This window comes from Gilliamella sp. B3367 (genome assembly GCF_026536825.1).
GTDB classification, from domain to species: Bacteria; Pseudomonadota; Gammaproteobacteria; order Enterobacterales; family Orbaceae; genus Gilliamella; species Gilliamella apicola_E.
Genome location: NZ_JAFNNJ010000001.1, coordinates 116,969 through 134,144, shown reverse-complemented (window position 1 = coordinate 134,144; position 17,176 = coordinate 116,969). Strand labels below are relative to the sequence as shown.

The 17,176-nt window shown below is 34.5% G+C and carries 13 protein-coding genes; 7 read left to right on the top strand and 6 right to left on the bottom strand.

Going from position 1 to position 17,176, the window contains the following annotated elements:
* Position 1 precedes the first annotated feature (1 nt).
* Positions 2-727: a chromosome partition protein MukE gene (gene mukE, locus J3U23_RS00585; protein WP_065562474.1), complete on the bottom strand. Its 726-nt coding sequence runs from the start codon at positions 725-727 to the stop codon at positions 2-4.
* A gap of 43 nt (positions 728-770) precedes the next feature.
* On the bottom strand, positions 771-2,093 hold the full coding sequence (gene mukF / locus J3U23_RS00580) for a chromosome partition protein MukF (RefSeq protein WP_065562362.1): 1,323 nt from the start codon (positions 2,091-2,093) through the stop codon (positions 771-773).
* Between the two features lie 292 nt (positions 2,094-2,385).
* Between mukF and J3U23_RS00575 the strand changes: the two genes are divergently transcribed.
* Positions 2,386-3,108 carry a DUF4198 domain-containing protein gene (locus tag J3U23_RS00575; protein ID WP_267338193.1) on the top strand — a complete coding sequence of 241 codons (723 nt, stop codon included), beginning with the start codon at positions 2,386-2,388 and terminating at the stop codon, positions 3,106-3,108.
* A 49-nt stretch (positions 3,109-3,157) separates the two neighbouring features.
* On the opposite strand, the gene J3U23_RS00570 is transcribed toward J3U23_RS00575, so the two are convergent.
* The gene (locus J3U23_RS00570) at positions 3,158-4,546 is read right to left on the bottom strand and encodes an MFS transporter (protein WP_267338192.1); all 1,389 of its coding nucleotides are present in this window, start codon (positions 4,544-4,546) and stop codon (positions 3,158-3,160) included.
* Positions 4,547-5,102: 556 nt separating this feature from the next.
* On the opposite strand from J3U23_RS00570, the gene pntA reads away from it, so the two are divergent.
* Both pntA and pntB read left to right on the top strand, forming a co-directional pair.
* The gene (gene pntA / locus J3U23_RS00565) at positions 5,103-6,635 is read left to right on the top strand and encodes a Re/Si-specific NAD(P)(+) transhydrogenase subunit alpha (RefSeq protein WP_065734782.1); all 1,533 of its coding nucleotides are present in this window, start codon (positions 5,103-5,105) and stop codon (positions 6,633-6,635) included.
* A 15-nt stretch (positions 6,636-6,650) separates the two neighbouring features.
* Positions 6,651-8,045 carry a Re/Si-specific NAD(P)(+) transhydrogenase subunit beta gene (pntB, locus tag J3U23_RS00560; protein WP_065562366.1) on the top strand — a complete coding sequence of 465 codons (1,395 nt, stop codon included), beginning with the start codon at positions 6,651-6,653 and terminating at the stop codon, positions 8,043-8,045.
* A gap of 66 nt (positions 8,046-8,111) precedes the next feature.
* Here the strand turns inward: pntB and J3U23_RS00555 are convergent, their stop codons facing one another.
* The 3 genes from J3U23_RS00555 to oxyR form a co-directional block, all read right to left on the bottom strand.
* On the bottom strand, positions 8,112-9,140 hold the full coding sequence (locus tag J3U23_RS00555; RefSeq protein ID WP_267338191.1) for an alpha/beta hydrolase family protein: 1,029 nt from the start codon (positions 9,138-9,140) through the stop codon (positions 8,112-8,114).
* Between the two features lie 99 nt (positions 9,141-9,239).
* Positions 9,240-9,884 (bottom strand): HTH-type transcriptional repressor FabR, encoded by a 645-nt coding sequence (gene fabR / locus J3U23_RS00550; protein WP_065562367.1) that lies wholly within the window; start codon positions 9,882-9,884, stop codon positions 9,240-9,242.
* Positions 9,885-9,915: 31 nt separating this feature from the next.
* Entirely contained in the window at positions 9,916-10,839 is a 924-nt protein-coding gene (gene oxyR / locus J3U23_RS00545) for a DNA-binding transcriptional regulator OxyR (protein ID WP_065562368.1), read from the bottom strand.
* A gap of 410 nt (positions 10,840-11,249) precedes the next feature.
* Here oxyR and pcnB point away from each other — a divergent pair, with 410 nt between their 5' ends.
* The 4 genes from pcnB to rsmA all read left to right on the top strand — a co-directional run bounded on the left by pcnB (position 11,250) and on the right by rsmA (position 17,173).
* Positions 11,250-12,551 carry a polynucleotide adenylyltransferase PcnB gene (gene pcnB, locus J3U23_RS00540; protein WP_065734779.1) on the top strand — a complete coding sequence of 434 codons (1,302 nt, stop codon included), beginning with the start codon at positions 11,250-11,252 and terminating at the stop codon, positions 12,549-12,551.
* Between the two features lie 74 nt (positions 12,552-12,625).
* On the top strand, positions 12,626-15,007 hold the full coding sequence (gene lptD, locus J3U23_RS00535; RefSeq protein WP_267338190.1) for an LPS assembly protein LptD: 2,382 nt from the start codon (positions 12,626-12,628) through the stop codon (positions 15,005-15,007).
* 62 nt (positions 15,008-15,069) lie between these two features.
* Positions 15,070-16,383, top strand: coding sequence for a peptidylprolyl isomerase SurA (surA, locus tag J3U23_RS00530; RefSeq protein WP_065562371.1), 1,314 nt, complete (start codon positions 15,070-15,072; stop codon positions 16,381-16,383).
* Positions 16,376-17,173: a 16S rRNA (adenine(1518)-N(6)/adenine(1519)-N(6))-dimethyltransferase RsmA gene (rsmA, locus tag J3U23_RS00525; protein WP_267338189.1), complete on the top strand. Its 798-nt coding sequence runs from the start codon at positions 16,376-16,378 to the stop codon at positions 17,171-17,173. Before surA ends, rsmA begins: the two co-directional genes overlap by 8 nt.
* Positions 17,174-17,176 lie beyond the last annotated feature (3 nt).

The following is a 17,176-nucleotide window of genomic DNA, read 5'->3' as shown; positions in this document are numbered from 1 at the left end:
ATTATTCAATCTCCTCATTAACATCTTCATCATCACTATTATCATCATCTAATATAAGTGATGATTCAATTTTAATCGCTTCACCATCGCGAATCAGGCGTAATTGTGCTTCTTGAGCATCATCACTGCTACGCACATCAGCTCCGAATCGGAATATAGATTCATTAATACGAAAACGGCTACTATCATTACCTACAATAAAGAAGATCATACCAAGTCGACGTAATCGATTTAATGCAGTTTTTACTTTATCAAATAATTTTTGGCGATCTAAATCCGAGCCTGTAGAACGCTGATTGACTAGTTTCAATAATTTACTTTCATCCGCTAATGAAACAAGCTCATCAAAAAGTTCTTGTAAGGTAAAAATGCCTTCATGTGCTAATCGCTCTGGACTTAAATAGAGATAACAAAGCACTTTACCGACTAACATATCAAGTTCAGATAATACTGAACGTGGAATCAGAGTAGTTGAACGAGGACGAAGATAGAAAAATCCTTCCGGTGCGCGAATAAGCTCAACATTATAACGCTGATAAAACTGTTCAAGCTCAAGTTGGAAATCCATTAAAAAAGCATGATTATCAAGCTCATCGATACCAATATGACGACCTGACCTTAATAGACTGTCAAGTTCCGGAAATATTGGATTGGCAATAGCTTGAGCTAATTTTACCGGCATAAACTTATCTATCGACGCTTGAGAGCTTGCTGCAATACGCCCCATAACCTCATCAAGATGATGGGAAGTTTGTTCTATTTCTAAATCATTAATATCTGTTGATGACATGTGCTTGTACCTTAGCTCCATAATCGTTAATAGGTTTCCATTCGGCTGGGATACCGAGTAAATCGCCTTCGGCAACACCTAATCGAATAGCCTGATCAATAAACAGTCTTGCAATATCAAAATGTTGTTCACGTGGGAACTGTGCTAAATAGCTATGAATTGCATTACTCATATCAAGTGGTTTATTTTCTTGTTTAAAGATCAATAAATTTTGTTCTATATGCGAAATAATATGTTCTTGAATTTCTTCAATCATTTCAAACTCAAGCTCGGATGGTAATTCACCCGTCACTTCTGCTTCATGCAGTGCTAACTCTTCATCACGCATATCAAGTAAACGCTCAGCATTAGCAAAAGTGAGTGACCATGGTAAATCAAAATAGCTTTGAATCGATTTACGTAATCGCTGAGAAAAAACTCGATTCTTATCTAAATCGATTGCTGTACGAATAAATTTATGAACGTGTCTATCATAACCAATCCATAGGTCTATTGCTTTTTGTCCCCAGCCAATAATTCGGTCTAGTTTTCCTTGCAGATCCATAACAACATTGTTAATTTTATCAAGATCTGGATTATCTAATGTGGCATCTTGTATCAGAAGCAAACTGGCTTGTAGCTTATCACCTGCTGCTGCCAACGTATCTTGCAGCTCACGCAATGTTTGTGATGTTTCGGTAAGTAAACCTTCACAACTACTGATGGCTGCTTGCCAATCTTGACTTAACAATGCTGAAATATTTTGTTTAACTTCAGCTTGTTGTTCATCCATTACTCTCTGAGTGATATCAATACTGTCAAAAATTTCTGCAACAGAATATTTTAATGGAGCAAAAACATTTCGATGCCAATGTAAATCATCGCCACCTTCAAGGGCCGCATCTGCTGCTCGCTTTAATTCTTGTGCAACAATAGAAAGCTGAATAGATAAGCGTAATGTCGAGAATTCTCGTTGGCGTATATAGTAATCAGAAATACCGATTCCTAGTGGAGTCAAACGATAAATAGAATAACCATCGGTCATTTCGCTAGCAAAGCGAGTAATTAAACGTTGGCGCACTAGATCATTAATGGCATTGTTAGCTCGAACAGTAATAGTATCTTCACTTTGCTCAAAGATCTGAGAGACATGTCTGAATCCGTCAATTAATTCAGATTCAGTCATTTCGCCATCAAAGCGCTCACTGTTTAATACAGCAATTGCTAATAAAAAGGCTAATCGCTCAACAGGTAGAGCAATCGAAAAATCATTCTTTTTTGCCCAAGAGACCAGTTCTGGCACTGATTGGGAAAAATCCATCATAGTGATTCCTTAATTAAAGATGCACACGACATCTTAAAATAATATGAGAAACACAATATATTGTGTTATGGACAAAATTTTATCGATTATATAACAAATTGTAGTAGTTAAAAATAGCTAAGTTTAGGATTTATTATTAGATGTGATAACCAATATTTAATTTTCTTAAATAAACTTGTTACCAAGACAAAAAAGACCAATTTATTAGCCAATTAACTTTATATTTAAATTGACTTATATAAATATAAAAATGATAATAATTATCGTTTTCATTTAAAATATTGAGGTATCTATGCGTAAAGTATTATCAGTTTTATTGGGGACTTTAATGGGTTTAATTTCACAATCCGTGACAGCTCATGGTATATGGATTACTGATCGAGTCGATCAAAAGCAGATTATTTTAGGTGAAGGACCTTTAGATAATGGCTATCAACCTGAAATGGTGAAAAAAGTTAAAGCTTATAATAGTGATTGGTCGGTACTATCCGTTTCAAAAACAGCACATAATAACTTTGTGACCATCGAACCTGCAAAAGATACAGCTGTAGTAACAGTTGATTTTGATTATGGTTATTGGACCAAAAATTCGGATGGTAAATACGTTAATTTGCCGATGAATCAAGTTAAAGGTGCAGATAAGGGCACTCATGCCATAAAATATAGTGTCAACTATTTATCATCCGTTAACAAACCCAAAATAATAGAAGATATTCCACTACAAATTGTTCCTTCTATTGACCCAACAAAATTAAAACGAGGCGACAATTTACCTATAACCGTTTTCAAAGATGGTAAACCACTAACCAATACACCTGTCATTATCGATGTTGTAAATAATTTAGACAAAACAATGAAAACTGATGATAAAGGCCAGGCTACTATTATTGTGCCAAATCAAGGATTAAACGTTATAGGTGTTGAAATTGGTTTCCCGCTTAAAGATAATCAATTAGCTACCCAAGACAAATTTTTTACTACATTAGTTTTTACATTAATTCCTGAAGAAGATTAATTTATATATAAAAAACGGGATCATTATCCCGTTTTTTATAATTATCTTTTTAAACTTCAGCACTAATCGGACGAGGTATAAGAAAACTACAAAATAGAGCTAACACCGTAATGATTAAACCTAACAACATACCATTAAAGTAACCATCAATTGTGTTTCCATTTATCATCTGAATTGCTGGCAATAAAGCAAAACTCAAACCAGCACCTAAATTAAATGCCCCTGCATTCATACCAGGTAAAAATCCTGGATTATCAGTAGGAGATAAGACGATACCTAATCCATTTAAAATGATATTAGCCATTCCAGCATAAAAAATACCTAAAACAATCACGCCAACCGATAAAATAGGTAAAGAATGAATGCCATAAAACATAATAACCAAAATACCAATAATACAACCCACTAAACCTAATTTGAGCACTTTATTATAGCCCATTATTGGTGCCAATCTTCCTGAAAATGGCCCAACAAACCAACCAATTAAAGCATAAGGCGTGAGAAAAATTAATGATGTCCAATCTGCGTCTAACCCAAAACCTATTTCATGATTTTGGGCAATTGACATCACTAAACCATTAACGATGGCAAAAATCCCCGTCATGGTTAATGTGGTTGTTAATAACAACGCCCAGGTGGCACGTTTCTTCAAATGATTGATTGTGACTAAAGGTTGCTTACTTCTTTTTTCTACATTCCAAAATAAAATAAAACATAAAAAAGCCAATAAACTTAAACCACTAACAATCAGCCAATTAGCATTGTCAAGTTTACCGGCTTCATTAAGTGCAAGTAATAACGCAGCTATTGTTAAAACAATTAACAAAACGCCTAACCAATCCATCTTGGTACCTTTAGAGGGCTGAGATTCTGACGCAAAACGATGAACAAAAAAAGTCGAAATTGCTGCAACAATAGCTATAATCCAAAATACAGACCGGAAGCCAAAATGCGTAGCAAGTAAACCTCCCGCAATAGCATCAACACCAGCAATACCACCATTTACTGCTGTTATGATACCCATTAACATACCATATTGCTTAACGTCTTTTACTTCAAAACTTAACATTAACAAACATAATGGAACCACTGGCCCTGATACACCTTGAATAATGCGAGCAACATACAAAACTTCAATATTCGGCGCAATAACAGCAATGACTGTACCTAAAGTCATTATAATCAACATGGCTGTTAATACTTTTTTTCGCCCTTTTATATCACTTAATCGGGGCAAGAATAGTGAAAATAGTGCAGCTGCTGTAAAAAAAGAAGTTTGAGATAGTCCGACAGCTGCATCATTAGTTCCTAATTCTTTCGCTATAGTAACTAACACTGGGCTTAACATACTTGCATTAAGTTGAAAAGCAACACATGCAGCAAGCAAAGCAACCATTAAAGCCAAGATATTATTTTTTTTCTGGCTTAGATCTGCCATATATTTACCTCATTAAATGTTTTAATTGATCGGCATTTGAATATCATTAGTAACTATACTCAAATGAGATGATTCTTTATTTGTATCTATTTGATATATAATTAAATATCAATAATTTTATTTTCTCACGTATAAAACCAATAAAAGGTTATTATCAGAGATCGTGCTGTCGTTGATGTTTTCAGCTGACTATGAAATATTAATTAAAGTTCAAATTAACCTTGTTGAATTATCAGATAATTGCAAAACTTAGTCTGATAACTCACTCACCAATTGAAATATCTAATTAATATTTAACCATAGGTAGAAAAAACAATTTTTGGCAAACAGAGGTGTTCTTAATGGCGATTAAGATAGTTCACTTTTAAAACAAACTATTCACACTGATTACAAGAGAAATATTCTAATTTCAATTCTCAGATTTAAAATCCACTTATTATTAAATTTAATATTAAGATTTCGATAATAAAAAATAAATTACCTACTCGCACTGTCGCTAATTTGTGCTAAAATCGGGAGACATGAATAATCTTTTTTAACATAAGGATGTAACGTAATGCATATCGGTATACCAAAAGAACGGTTAGCCAATGAAGCTAGGGTTGCAGCAACACCTCAAACTGTTGGACAACTATTAAAACTTGGATTTACAGTTTCAGTAGAACAAGGTGCTGGACACGCTGCTCATTTTGAAGACCAAGCTTTTATTGATGCTGGGGCCACTATTCAAAACACAAAGGATATTTGGCAAAATGATCTTATTTTAAAATTTCACGCGCCAACTGATGATGAAATTGCTCTGATGAAAGAGGGATTAACACTCATTAGTTATATTTATCCAGCTCAACATAAAGAGCTTTTAGAAAAACTTGCCACTAAAAATATTACTGTAATGGCAATGGATTGTGTGCCTCGTATTTCACGAGCTCAATCACTAGATGCATTAAGTTCTATGTCTAACATTGCAGGTTATCGCTCTGTTATTGAAGCTGCGAACCAATTTGGTCGATTTTTTACCGGTCAAGTTACTGCTGCAGGTAAAGTACCACCAGCAAAAGTATTGGTAATCGGTGCTGGTGTTGCTGGTCTTGCAGCAATTGGTGCAGCAGTTAGTTTAGGTGCTATTGTTCGTGCATTTGATACACGTCCAGAAGTTGCTGAACAAATCAATAGTATGGGTGCTGACTTTTTAGAATTAGATTTCGAAGAGGAAGCTGGTTCTGGAGATGGCTACGCAAAACAAATGTCTGCAGCCTTTATTGAAGCTGAAATGGCTTTATTTGCTGAACAAGCAAAAGATGTTGATATTATTATCACTACAGCATTAATTCCAGGTAAACCTGCGCCAAAACTTATCTCTAAAGAGATGGTTGAGTCAATGAAACCAGGTAGTGTTATTGTTGATTTAGCAGCCTTAACTGGTGGCAACTGCGAATTAACCAAACCGGGTGAAGTATTCGAAACAGATAATAATGTTAAAATAGTTGGTTACACAGATTTAGCTAACCGAATGCCGGCACAAGCATCACAACTATATGGAACTAACATTGTTAACTTATTAAAATTACTCGCCAAAGAAAAAGATGGTAACATCGACATTAATTTTGACGATGTTGTGATTCGTGGCGTAACTGTCGTTAAAGATAAAGAAATAACATGGCCAGCTCCACCAATTCAAGTTTCTGCACAACCACAGAAAAAAGCGGTTGAACCTATCGCCAAACCAGAACCAACACCAATGCAACCTGCAAAAAAATTTGGCATTTTAGCTTTATTGATTATTGCTTATTTCTGGTTAGCTAATGTGGTTCCTGAAACCTTTTTAGGACACTTCACTGTATTTGCTTTGTCTTGTGTAGTAGGGTATTACGTAGTATGGAATGTAACTCATTCATTACATACACCATTAATGTCAGTTACTAATGCTATCTCTGGTATCATATTAGTAGGTGCAATACTGCAAGTCGGTGATGATAATGGCTTAACTACGGCAATTGCCTTTGTTGCTATTTTAATTGCTAGTATCAATATTTTTGGTGGATTTTTTGTTACACAAAGAATGCTAAAAATGTTTCAACGTGGCAAGTAAAGGAGATTATTGATAATGTTTAGTCATGGAATAATTCAAGCAGCCTATGTTCTTGCTGCATTACTTTTTATATTTAGTTTACGAGGACTATCAAATCAAGAATCAGCCAAATCTGGAAACATTTATGGCATGGTTGGTATGGTAATTGCACTTATTGCTGCTATTGCAAGTATTAAAGGCGGACTACACTGGATCATTATTGCTATGGTCATTGGTGCAGCTATTGGTCTTTATCTTGCTAAAAAAGTAGAAATGACACAAATGCCAGAGCTTGTTGCACTACTCCACAGTTTCGTTGGTATGGCCGCAGTTCTCGTTGGTTTCAATAGCTTCTTAGATTCTAATATTATGGTTTTCACTGGCAGTGAACTTACTGTACATTTAGTAGAAATTTTTATTGGTATCTTTATTGGTGCAGTTACTTTTTCTGGCTCAGTCGTTGCATTTGGAAAACTAAATGGCCGCATTAGCTCTAAACCACTTTCTATTCCTTATAAACACTACTGGAACTTAGCGGCAATCGTTGTTTCAGTAATTTTGATGTTTACTTTTATTGGTGTGAAAAGTGGCGCAGGCGCACTTGTTAGTCTACTTGTTATGACGATCATCGCATTAGTATTTGGCTTCCATCTTGTGGCATCAATTGGTGGCGCAGACATGCCAGTAGTTATTTCAATGCTTAACTCATATTCTGGATGGGCAGCAGCTGCAGCAGGATTTATGTTAGGTAATGATTTACTTATTGTAACCGGTGCTTTAGTTGGTTCTTCAGGGGCAATTCTTTCTTACATCATGTGTAAAGCAATGAATCGCTCATTCATCAGCGTCATTGCCGGTGGTTTTGGTAGCGATGGTAGCGCATCAAGCTCTTCAGAAGAAGAACAAGGTGAATACCGTGAAATGCAGCCAGCAGAAGTTGCTCAAACATTAAAAGAAGCACGTTCAGTTATTATCGTACCAGGTTATGGTATGGCTGTTGCTCAAGCACAAGGTGCTGTAAGCAATATTACTGAAAAGCTTCGTGGTATGGGTATAGAAGTCCGTTTTGGTATTCACCCAGTTGCAGGGCGTTTACCTGGTCATATGAATGTATTATTAGCCGAAGCAAAAGTACCTTACGATATTGTATTAGAAATGGATGAAATCAATGATGACTTCCCTGATACAGATGTTGTTTGGGTAATTGGTGCAAATGATACAGTTAACCCGGCAGCGGAAGAAGATCCAAACAGCCCTATCGCAGGTATGCCTGTTCTTGAAGTTTGGAAAGCAAAAACGGTTATTATATCCAAACGCTCAATGAATACCGGATATGCAGGCGTTCAAAATCCACTATTCTTTAAAGAAAATAGTTATATGCTATTTGGTGATGCCAAAGATAGTGTTGAAAAAGTTTTACAAAATCTTTAATGACGATTAGTCTTTAGTAGATACAAAATATTACTGCGGCTTTAGCCGCAGTATTTTTATAAGATGTTAAGGGTTTAAATTTTTTTGATCTAAAAAAGAAGTAATTTGATTAATTATTTCATCATGAATTTCGGTTCTGGTTCGTTCCCCGCCATCTTTACAAATGATACTTTCGCCTTTAGCTTCTTGCTCTAATATTTCTATCGCCTGTGGTTTACAAACTTGTATAAAACTAAAATGCATCGCATCTGGTATAACAGTATAAGTAGATAATGATTTTAAAAGAAACCGTCTTAAATAGCCTGATTCAAGTTCTACATTCATATCACCAACATCAACACCAGCTCCAATAATCAAAGAGGGAATATTAATATTTTTCAGACTTTCGGGAGTAAAACCTCTGACTAACCCTGCATCTAAAGAGATAAATGATTTTATTCTTGAATCTAACATACTTTGAGTTAATTTTGGGTTATCAAGACCTAGTTCATTTACTAATTGGCAAGCTTTCAATTGTGAATTTTCAGTACAATCTTCTTTAAATAGATCAATATCAAATCTTGCACCAGCAAGCGCTATTACGGTCCAACCGCCAAGAGAATGCCCAATGGCTGATATTTTATTCATATCAATATGGTTAGCTAATAGCTTATCTTCTTTTAAAATATCAATAGTTTTACTTAGGTCTTCAGGACGTAGCCATAATTTTCTTGATTGATTAATATCTTTATTAAAAAAAGTTGTTCCTGGATGATTTGGCGCAGCAATAATATATCCCTTACCTGCAAGTTCATAGGCAAGCCAACTTAAATTTTGCCAGCTACCACCGTAACCATGAGAAACAACGATTAACGGAAGTTTCCTTGAATCATTGATAGGTATTGCGTTAGGCACAACTTCAGAACCATAAAAAACTACATTATCGCCTATAAATACTGTTTTCTGTTGATTAGTAGTTGGATACCATATTGCAATGTTAAGAGGTCTACCATCTTCTTCTCCATAATGGATTTCCCTAAATCCAACATTTGAATCTGCATAACCAAAAAATGAAATTGAATATATGAAAAAAAACAGATAGTACACTTTAGCCATTAACTTATTCCCTATATAACTGCATCATATAAATAATATTAATCAATAAGATAGGTTTTGATAATAGTGAGTTAAAATAACGATTTCAACTTATAATAATTATTCATTATTATTTTTGATTTTTTCTTTATGATAAAGGTAATAAGCGCCACGAGAAACCATACGAAGTTGAAATATAAGATCTTCAATTAGTTCTTGGCGTTGTACTATGTCGAAATCAATTGCTTCCGCGCCAGCATTAAATGCGATAGTCACCATTGCTTCGGCTTGAGCTTCATTATAATGATGTGGCATTTGGTTGGCATTGTCTAAATAATCAACAAGCTCCACAATAAAGTGCTGAATTTCGCGTGCAATTGCCGATCTGAATGCTGAAGAAGTCCCGGCTTTTTCTCTGAGCAACAATAAAAATACTTTAGGGTTTTTATCAATAAATTCAATAAAGGTGGTTACCGAAGTTCGAAGAACACTCCCCCCTTTTTCAATACGTTTTCGAGCTTGGCGCAATAATTGACGAAGAGTTAAACCGCTCTCATCAACCATCGCTAAACCTAACTCATCCATATCACGAAAATGGCGATAAAATGATGTAGCAGCTATACCTGCCTCACGGGAAACTTCGCGCAGACTTAAACTTGCAAAACCTTGTTCCGCGTTGAGTTGATGAAACGCAGCATCAATTAAACTTCGACGAGTTCTCTCCTTTTGCTGCGCTCTAACTCCACAGGTTTTAACATTTTTCATTTTTTAAATTCTGCGCTATAAGAAATATAAATTATTTCTGGCCTAACAGTCGTTCTTTTTCAGCAAAGACTTTTGGCATATGGTCACGAATAGTTTTAGCGATAGTTTCATAACGAGAACGTAATGGAGAACCAGGTCGATAAATTAAAGCGATGCTTCGTGTTGGGACAGGATCAGTACATGGAATATAGCAAATATTATCACGAGTACGTTCATTTGGAGCAGCTAACTCTGGAAATAAAGTAATTCCACGTCCTGCTGATATCATACTACGCAATGTTTCTAAACTCGTCGCTTTAAATTGTTTATCTTCATCAATTCCTACCTGAAAACAATACCCCATAGCATGTTCGCGTAGACAATGACCATCCTCCAACATTAAAAATTTCTTCCCTTTCAGACTAGAAAGCTTAACTGTCTGTTTACTAGCTAATTCATCATTTGCAGGAACGGCTAAAAACATAGGTTCATTGAATAAAGGTAGTTCAATAAATTGTGCGGTTTCTTTTACTTGAGCGATAATAGCACAATCCAATTTTCCACTTTCAAGTTGAGCAACAATATTGGCAGTTTGCGCTTCATGTAAATAAAGTTCTAGTTGAGGAAAGGATTCATGTAATACGGTAATCACATGTGGTAATAAATATGGAGCGATAGTCGGAATTAATCCAATATGCATAGGACCCGCCATCTCTTCCCCTTGACGACTAGCCATCTCTTTTAAAATCTGTATATTACGTAAAATTTCTTTAGCTTGCTCAACAAGCATCATGCCAGTTTGAGTAAATAATACTTTACGACTAGTACGTTCAAGTAACATTACGCCTAATTCGTCTTCAAGTTTTCTGATTTGACCACTTAGTGTTGGTTGACTAACATTACAAGCATCAGCTGCTTTACGAAAATGCCGGAATTCAGCTAATGATACAAAATATTCCAAATCTCGAATATTCATAGAGTCCCCAATAAGTTATCAGTTAATATTTTTATACTCTTAATTGTAAACCAAATTAATAAATATTTTTATCAAAAATCTTTTTTTAAAAGAGTATAAGTTTAATTAAATCAATTAGTCATTAATAAAATAAATAAGATAATCTATTTTGAATTAATTTTTATAAAGTTAAAAAATAATCTAACTAATTGTACTATATAAATTACTATTGTTGATAATTATGTTCAAAAAATCAAATAAAATATTTAATTAATATGAAGAAATTTCCTTTATTTTACTTGGTATAACTATTTCAAGAAAAATGGAAAGTTAGATTTAATTGCGATATAATCGCGCGCTATATTTCAGTATAGACCATTATTAATTCGAGGTGCGCTATTTTTAAACAAGTTTCTCGCTTTTATCGTAAAATGTTCCATCACAAAGAGCGACAAGAGTCGCATTATATTTCCATCTCACGTAATGAGCATAATATTTCTCGTAAGAATATAAGCGAAAATGCGTTGAAAGTACTTTATCGATTGAATAAACAAGGATATGAAGCCTATCTCGTAGGTGGTTGTATTCGCGACCTTCTATTAGGTAAAAAACCAAAAGATTTCGATATTGCGACAAATGCTACACCAGAACAAATTCAAAAGATTTTTCGAAATTGCCGCTTGATAGGTAAACGCTTTCGTTTAGCTCATATTATGTTTGGAAAAGAGATAATTGAGGTTGCAACGTTCCGAGGTGATCATGATGATCAGAGTGAACAAAAGAACATATCAAAACGATCACAAGCAGGTATGTTATTACGAGATAATGTCTATGGAACGATAGAGCAAGATGCCGTTCGTCGTGATTTCACAATGAATGCACTTTATTATAGCGTCAAAGATTATACAATTCGTGATTATTGTGGTGGACTAAAAGATTTACAAAATGGCATTATTCGATTAATTGGTGATCCACAAACAAGATATCGTGAAGATCCAGTCAGAATGTTAAGGACAATCCGTTTTGCAGCAAAACTTAACATGAAAATTGACCCAGCTACTGCTGAGCCAATAAAAAAACTGGCTCCATTATTAAATAATATTCCTTCAGCCCGTCTTTTTGATGAATCATTGAAATTACTACAATCAGGATATGGTTACGATACTTATATATTATTAAAGCAGTATCATTTATTTAAACAATTGTTTCCAGTGGTTGAACGTTTATTTACACATGACCATGAAGGAAATATGGAAAAAATGATTGCTCAAGTGTTAAAAAATACTGATTACCGTATAGCAAATGAGCAACGCATAAACCCTGCTTTTTTATATGCAGCATTTTTTTGGTATCCAATTATAGAACAAACTCAATTAAACTGCATTGAGAGCGGTTTGCAATATTACGATTCTTTTTCTATGGCAATTAATGATGTACTAAATGAGCAATGCCGTATTATCGCTATACCAAGACGTTTTACAGCGGTTATGGGTGATATGTGGCGATTACAATTAAGAATGAAAAAACGAGAAGGAAAACGTGCATTTGTCATTTTAGAGCATCAAAAGTTCCGAGCAGCTTATGATTTATTAGAAATGCGAGCTTCAATCGAAAAAGGTGAGCTTTTAGATTTAGCTAAGTGGTGGGATGAATTTCAACAAGTATCGACTGAAAAGAAAATAGCCATGGTAAGACAACTTGGTAAAACGAATAAACGACGGACTAAACGTTAATTTTCATTCGCACTTTTATAAATAACCGCTATAATGTTTCAATTAAAATAATCATAATCATATTCTAATCATTAATGAAAAAATTATCGCCTTCTCGTATTGCTATAGCTGTAACATTTTCTTTGTACAATTATAGCAGTTATGCAATAGATTTACCCCAAAATGACACTACTAATCCGCAGTGTCTTGTTGGTGTACCTAAATTTGAGCGACCAATTGTTAATGGAGATATAAATACATTACCTATTAATGCAGAGGCAGATGAGTTTGAAGGACTTTATCCTAATTTAGCTATTTACAAAGGTCGTGTTTATGTAGAGCAAGGCAATCGTACAGTTTTAGCTGATAAAGTGACGATTGACTCAAAAGATGCAAATAATCGGATGGTTACACTCGATGGTGATATCACTTATCAAGATAATATGATACAAACCAAAGGTAACCACGCATCGATGAATCTAAACAACAATGATGCCAATATGAATCCAAGTGAGTATCAATTAGTTAATAGACTTGGACGAGGTGAAGCCGATGAGATCAAACTTGATAAGAATCGCTATGTAATTCTTAAAAATGGTAGTTTTACCTCCTGTCCTGTAGGAGATAGTGCTTGGAATATTACAGGTTCAACAATTATTCACGATAATGAAGAACAGTTGTTAGAAGTTTGGAATGCGGTATTTAGAATAGAGAAAGTACCTGTTCTTTACTCACCTTATTTACAATTGCCTACAGGCAATAAAAGACGATCAGGGTTGTTAATTCCTAGTTTTGGTTACGATAGTGTTGATGGTATCGATTTTTCATTACCGTATTATTGGAACATTGCTCCAAATTATGATGCGACTATAACACCGCGAATACTACAACACCGTGGTGTACAGTTACAAACTGAGTTTCGCTACTTAAATCAATTAGGATTAGGGACTTTCGCTTTTGACTGGTTACAGCATGATAATCAATACAGTGACGATAGAAAAAAATCAACAAATGGCAACAGATACGATAACAATCGTAATCGATGGTTATTCTATTGGAAAAACGACGAATTAATTAACTACAATTGGCGTTTTATAGCTGATACTACACGAGTCAGTGACAATCAATATTTAACAGATCTCAGTTCTAAATATGCGTCTCAAACAGCTGGATATCTGACTCAGTTTTATAAATTAGCATACAATGATGAAAATTGGGATGTTGCTTTAGGTTACAAACACTTCCAACCATTCCACTATGATATTCTTTACCAAACTCAGCCTCAATTAGATATCAACTATTATAACTACGAGCTGGGACCATTAAAATTTAAGACTTTTTCACAACTTTCTCATTTTATAAATTCAACAGATAATGAACCCGAAGCTTGGCGAGTCCATATAGAACCAACTATCAATTATACAGTTACAAATTCTTGGGCAAATTTATCTGCAGAAACTGGTTTTATGGCAACTCATTACAACCAGAAAAACATATTTAAATATAATAATAATCTTGAACACATAAAAGAAGGGATAAAGTTAGATCGCACTGTAAATCGTTTTATACCGAAATTTAGTATTGATGGTAAAGTAATTTTTGAAAGAGACTTTGATCTAATCGATGGGTATAGCCAAACACTCGAACCTAGAGTGAAATATACTTATAACCCTTATCGTAACCAATCAAATATTGGAAATTACGATTCCACACTCTTACAAGCTGATTATATTGGTTTATTTAGAGATCAAACATATAGTGGTTTAGACCGTATTGCATCAACAAATAAACTTTCAACGGGTGTAACTACACGTTTTTATGATAGTAACAAAGTTGAAAAATTTAATATGTCCTTAGGGCAAATTACCTATTTTACAAAATCTAAAACCGGTGATCACAATAATGAATTAGATAAAAATTCTGATACGGGTAGTGTCACTTGGGCAACAGATAATTTCTGGCGAATTAGTGACGATATTATTTTCCGAAGCGGGATTCAATACGACACCCGTATCGATACTATTTCGCTAGCCAATACAACGTTTGAATATCGACCATCGGGTGACAAATTAATTCAATTATCTTATCGTTATGCCAATCGTAACTATATTGACACTGTAGATGACAGGTATAAGTATTCCGCATATAAAGGTTACAAACAAGATCTTTCTCAAGCCGGCATTATGGTTAGTTGGCCACTATCTGAAAAAGTGAGTGCTGTGGGATCTTATTATTATGATATTAAGCAAAAACAGATTTCAGACAGTTTTATTGGGGTAAATTATAGCGACTGCTGTTGGGGAGTAACCGTACAATATGGACGCAAATTAACCGACTGGGATAACACAGAACATATAAGTAAATACAAAAACAAACTGTCAATTAACTTTGAACTTAAAGGTTTAGGAAGTAATCGTGACACGCAAGCCAAAATGTTAAACTTTGGTAAATTACCTTATACAACAACATTTGAATAAACATACTAATAAATTTATTGTGGTAAATTTAATACCGCAACAACATAATGAGTTGAGTAAATATGAAATTATTAAAACTTTTTATTGCATTAAACTTGAGTGTTAATTTAGTACTCTTTACACCTTTTTCAGCAAATGCTGCTCCAAAAGTGGTTGAACAGGTTGCAGCTGTTGTGAATAACAACGTCATTTTAGAAAGTGATGTGAGTGACATGCTCAAAACGATTAAAGCGAGCGCCGATCCTAAATCTTTACCTAATGATAAAATACTTAGAAAACAAATTATTGATCGCCTTGTTGTTGAAAAATTAATTTTACAAAGAGCGGCAAAAGCAAAAATTACTATTAGTGATGATGAAGTTACCGCCGCAATCGATAGAATAGCAGCTGAAAATGGTATGACAATAGATCAACTAAGAAGCAGATTATCAACTATGGGCATGAGCTATAGCACTTATCGTGATCGTATTCATACTGATATGCTAATAGAACAAGCACGCCTGCATGAAGTTCGACCTAGAATCAAAGTCTCTAACAGAGAAGTAGAACATTTAACCAAAACAATAGCTAACCAACCAACTAACAATATTGATGTTAAAATTAGTCATATTCTAATTACTATTCCAGAAAAAGCGTCTAAACAACAAGTTGATAGTGCTACCAATAAAGCGATGGACATCATCAATCGTGCAAAAAAAGGGGAAAATTTTGCTAAATTAGCCGCGTCATACTCAAATGATGATCTTGCTTTAAAAGGTGGATCAATGGGCTGGAAAAAGTTAAATGAGTTACCTACTATTTTTGAGGAACGACTAATTCGAGCGCCCAAAGGAAGTATTATAGGACCAATTCGCTCTGGAGTTGGGATTCATATATTAAAAGTTGACGATAACCGTTCTGAAACACCACAAAAAATTACACTTCAAGAAGTTAATGCTCGTCATATTTTAATTAAAACCAACGTATTAGTTACCGATCAGGTGGCTAAACAAAAATTAATTAACATTCGCAAAGCCATTACCAGCGGAGCAACAACTTTTGCTGCAGCAGCAAAAGCTAACTCAGAAGACACAGGTTCAAAAGATAGTGGTGGTAATTTAGGATGGAATAGGCCAGAAGTTTATGATGAAGGTTTCAGGACTGCATTATCACAATTGAAAAAGGGTGAAATCAGTCAACCAATAAAATCATCTTATGGTTGGCATATAATCCAACTAATTGATACCAGACAAACTGACGGTACAAACTTAGTTAAAAAAGATCAAGCTTATCGGATGATTTTCAATAGAAAATTTGCTGAAGAAGCACAAGTTTGGATTCAAGAGTTAAAAGGTGATGCATATATCAAAATTACAGGTGAAGGTAAGAATGAATAATCGTGTTCATCAAGGTCATTTTGCCCGTAAACGATTTGGTCAAAACTTTCTACATGATAATTATATTATTGAAAGTATTGTGGCAGCCATACAACCTAAGAAAGGGGAAGCACTGGTTGAAATAGGACCAGGGCTTGCCGCATTGACAGTACCTGTAAGTAAATTGGTAGATCATTTAACTGTTATTGAGATTGATAGAGATTTAGCTAGCCGATTAGTTGAAAATCCTTTTTTACAAAATAAAATCAGTGTGATTGAACAAGACGCACTAAATTTTGATTTCAACAAATTGTCCGATAGATTAGGTCAACCTCTGAGAGTTTTTGGTAATTTACCTTACAATATTTCAACACCATTGATGTTTCACTTATTCGAATATGCACCAATCATTACTGATATGCATTTTATGCTGCAAAAAGAGGTTGTTACTCGTTTAGTTGCTGCACCTAACAGCAAAAGTTATGGTCGATTGAGTGTTATGGCACAATACTACTGCCAAATCATCCCTGTTTTAGAAGTACCACCTACAGCCTTTAAACCAGCACCTAAAGTTGATTCAGCTGTAGTTAAACTAATACCTTACAAAGAAAAGCCCTATTTAGTTAATGATATTAAAGTACTATCACGTATTACTACCGAAGCTTTTAACCAAAGACGTAAAACAATTCGTAATAGCTTAAGTAATTTATTTAACAGTGAGCAAATAGCTGAATTAGGTATTGACCCGAATTTACGTGCGGAAAATTTGACAGTACAACAATATTGTCTATTAGCAAACGCTTGGAAATAACCT

What these genes read in the sequence shown, in the direction of transcription:
- mukE (WP_065562474.1), bottom strand. Translation starts at nt 727, where the DNA reads ATGGGGCGTATTGCAGCAAGCTCTCAAGCGTCGATAGATAAGTTTATG.
- mukF (WP_065562362.1), bottom strand. Translation starts at nt 2,093, where the DNA reads ATGATGGATTTTTCCCAATCAGTGCCAGAACTGGTCTCTTGGGCAAAA.
- J3U23_RS00575 (WP_267338193.1), top strand. Translation starts at nt 2,386, where the DNA reads ATGCGTAAAGTATTATCAGTTTTATTGGGGACTTTAATGGGTTTAATT.
- J3U23_RS00570 (WP_267338192.1), bottom strand. Translation starts at nt 4,546, where the DNA reads ATGGCAGATCTAAGCCAGAAAAAAAATAATATCTTGGCTTTAATGGTT.
- pntA (WP_065734782.1), top strand. Translation starts at nt 5,103, where the DNA reads ATGCATATCGGTATACCAAAAGAACGGTTAGCCAATGAAGCTAGGGTT.
- pntB (WP_065562366.1), top strand. Translation starts at nt 6,651, where the DNA reads ATGTTTAGTCATGGAATAATTCAAGCAGCCTATGTTCTTGCTGCATTA.
- J3U23_RS00555 (WP_267338191.1), bottom strand. Translation starts at nt 9,140, where the DNA reads ATGGCTAAAGTGTACTATCTGTTTTTTTTCATATATTCAATTTCATTT.
- fabR (WP_065562367.1), bottom strand. Translation starts at nt 9,884, where the DNA reads ATGAAAAATGTTAAAACCTGTGGAGTTAGAGCGCAGCAAAAGGAGAGA.
- oxyR (WP_065562368.1), bottom strand. Translation starts at nt 10,839, where the DNA reads ATGAATATTCGAGATTTGGAATATTTTGTATCATTAGCTGAATTCCGG.
- pcnB (WP_065734779.1), top strand. Translation starts at nt 11,250, where the DNA reads ATGTTCCATCACAAAGAGCGACAAGAGTCGCATTATATTTCCATCTCA.
- lptD (WP_267338190.1), top strand. Translation starts at nt 12,626, where the DNA reads ATGAAAAAATTATCGCCTTCTCGTATTGCTATAGCTGTAACATTTTCT.
- surA (WP_065562371.1), top strand. Translation starts at nt 15,070, where the DNA reads ATGAAATTATTAAAACTTTTTATTGCATTAAACTTGAGTGTTAATTTA.
- rsmA (WP_267338189.1), top strand. Translation starts at nt 16,376, where the DNA reads ATGAATAATCGTGTTCATCAAGGTCATTTTGCCCGTAAACGATTTGGT.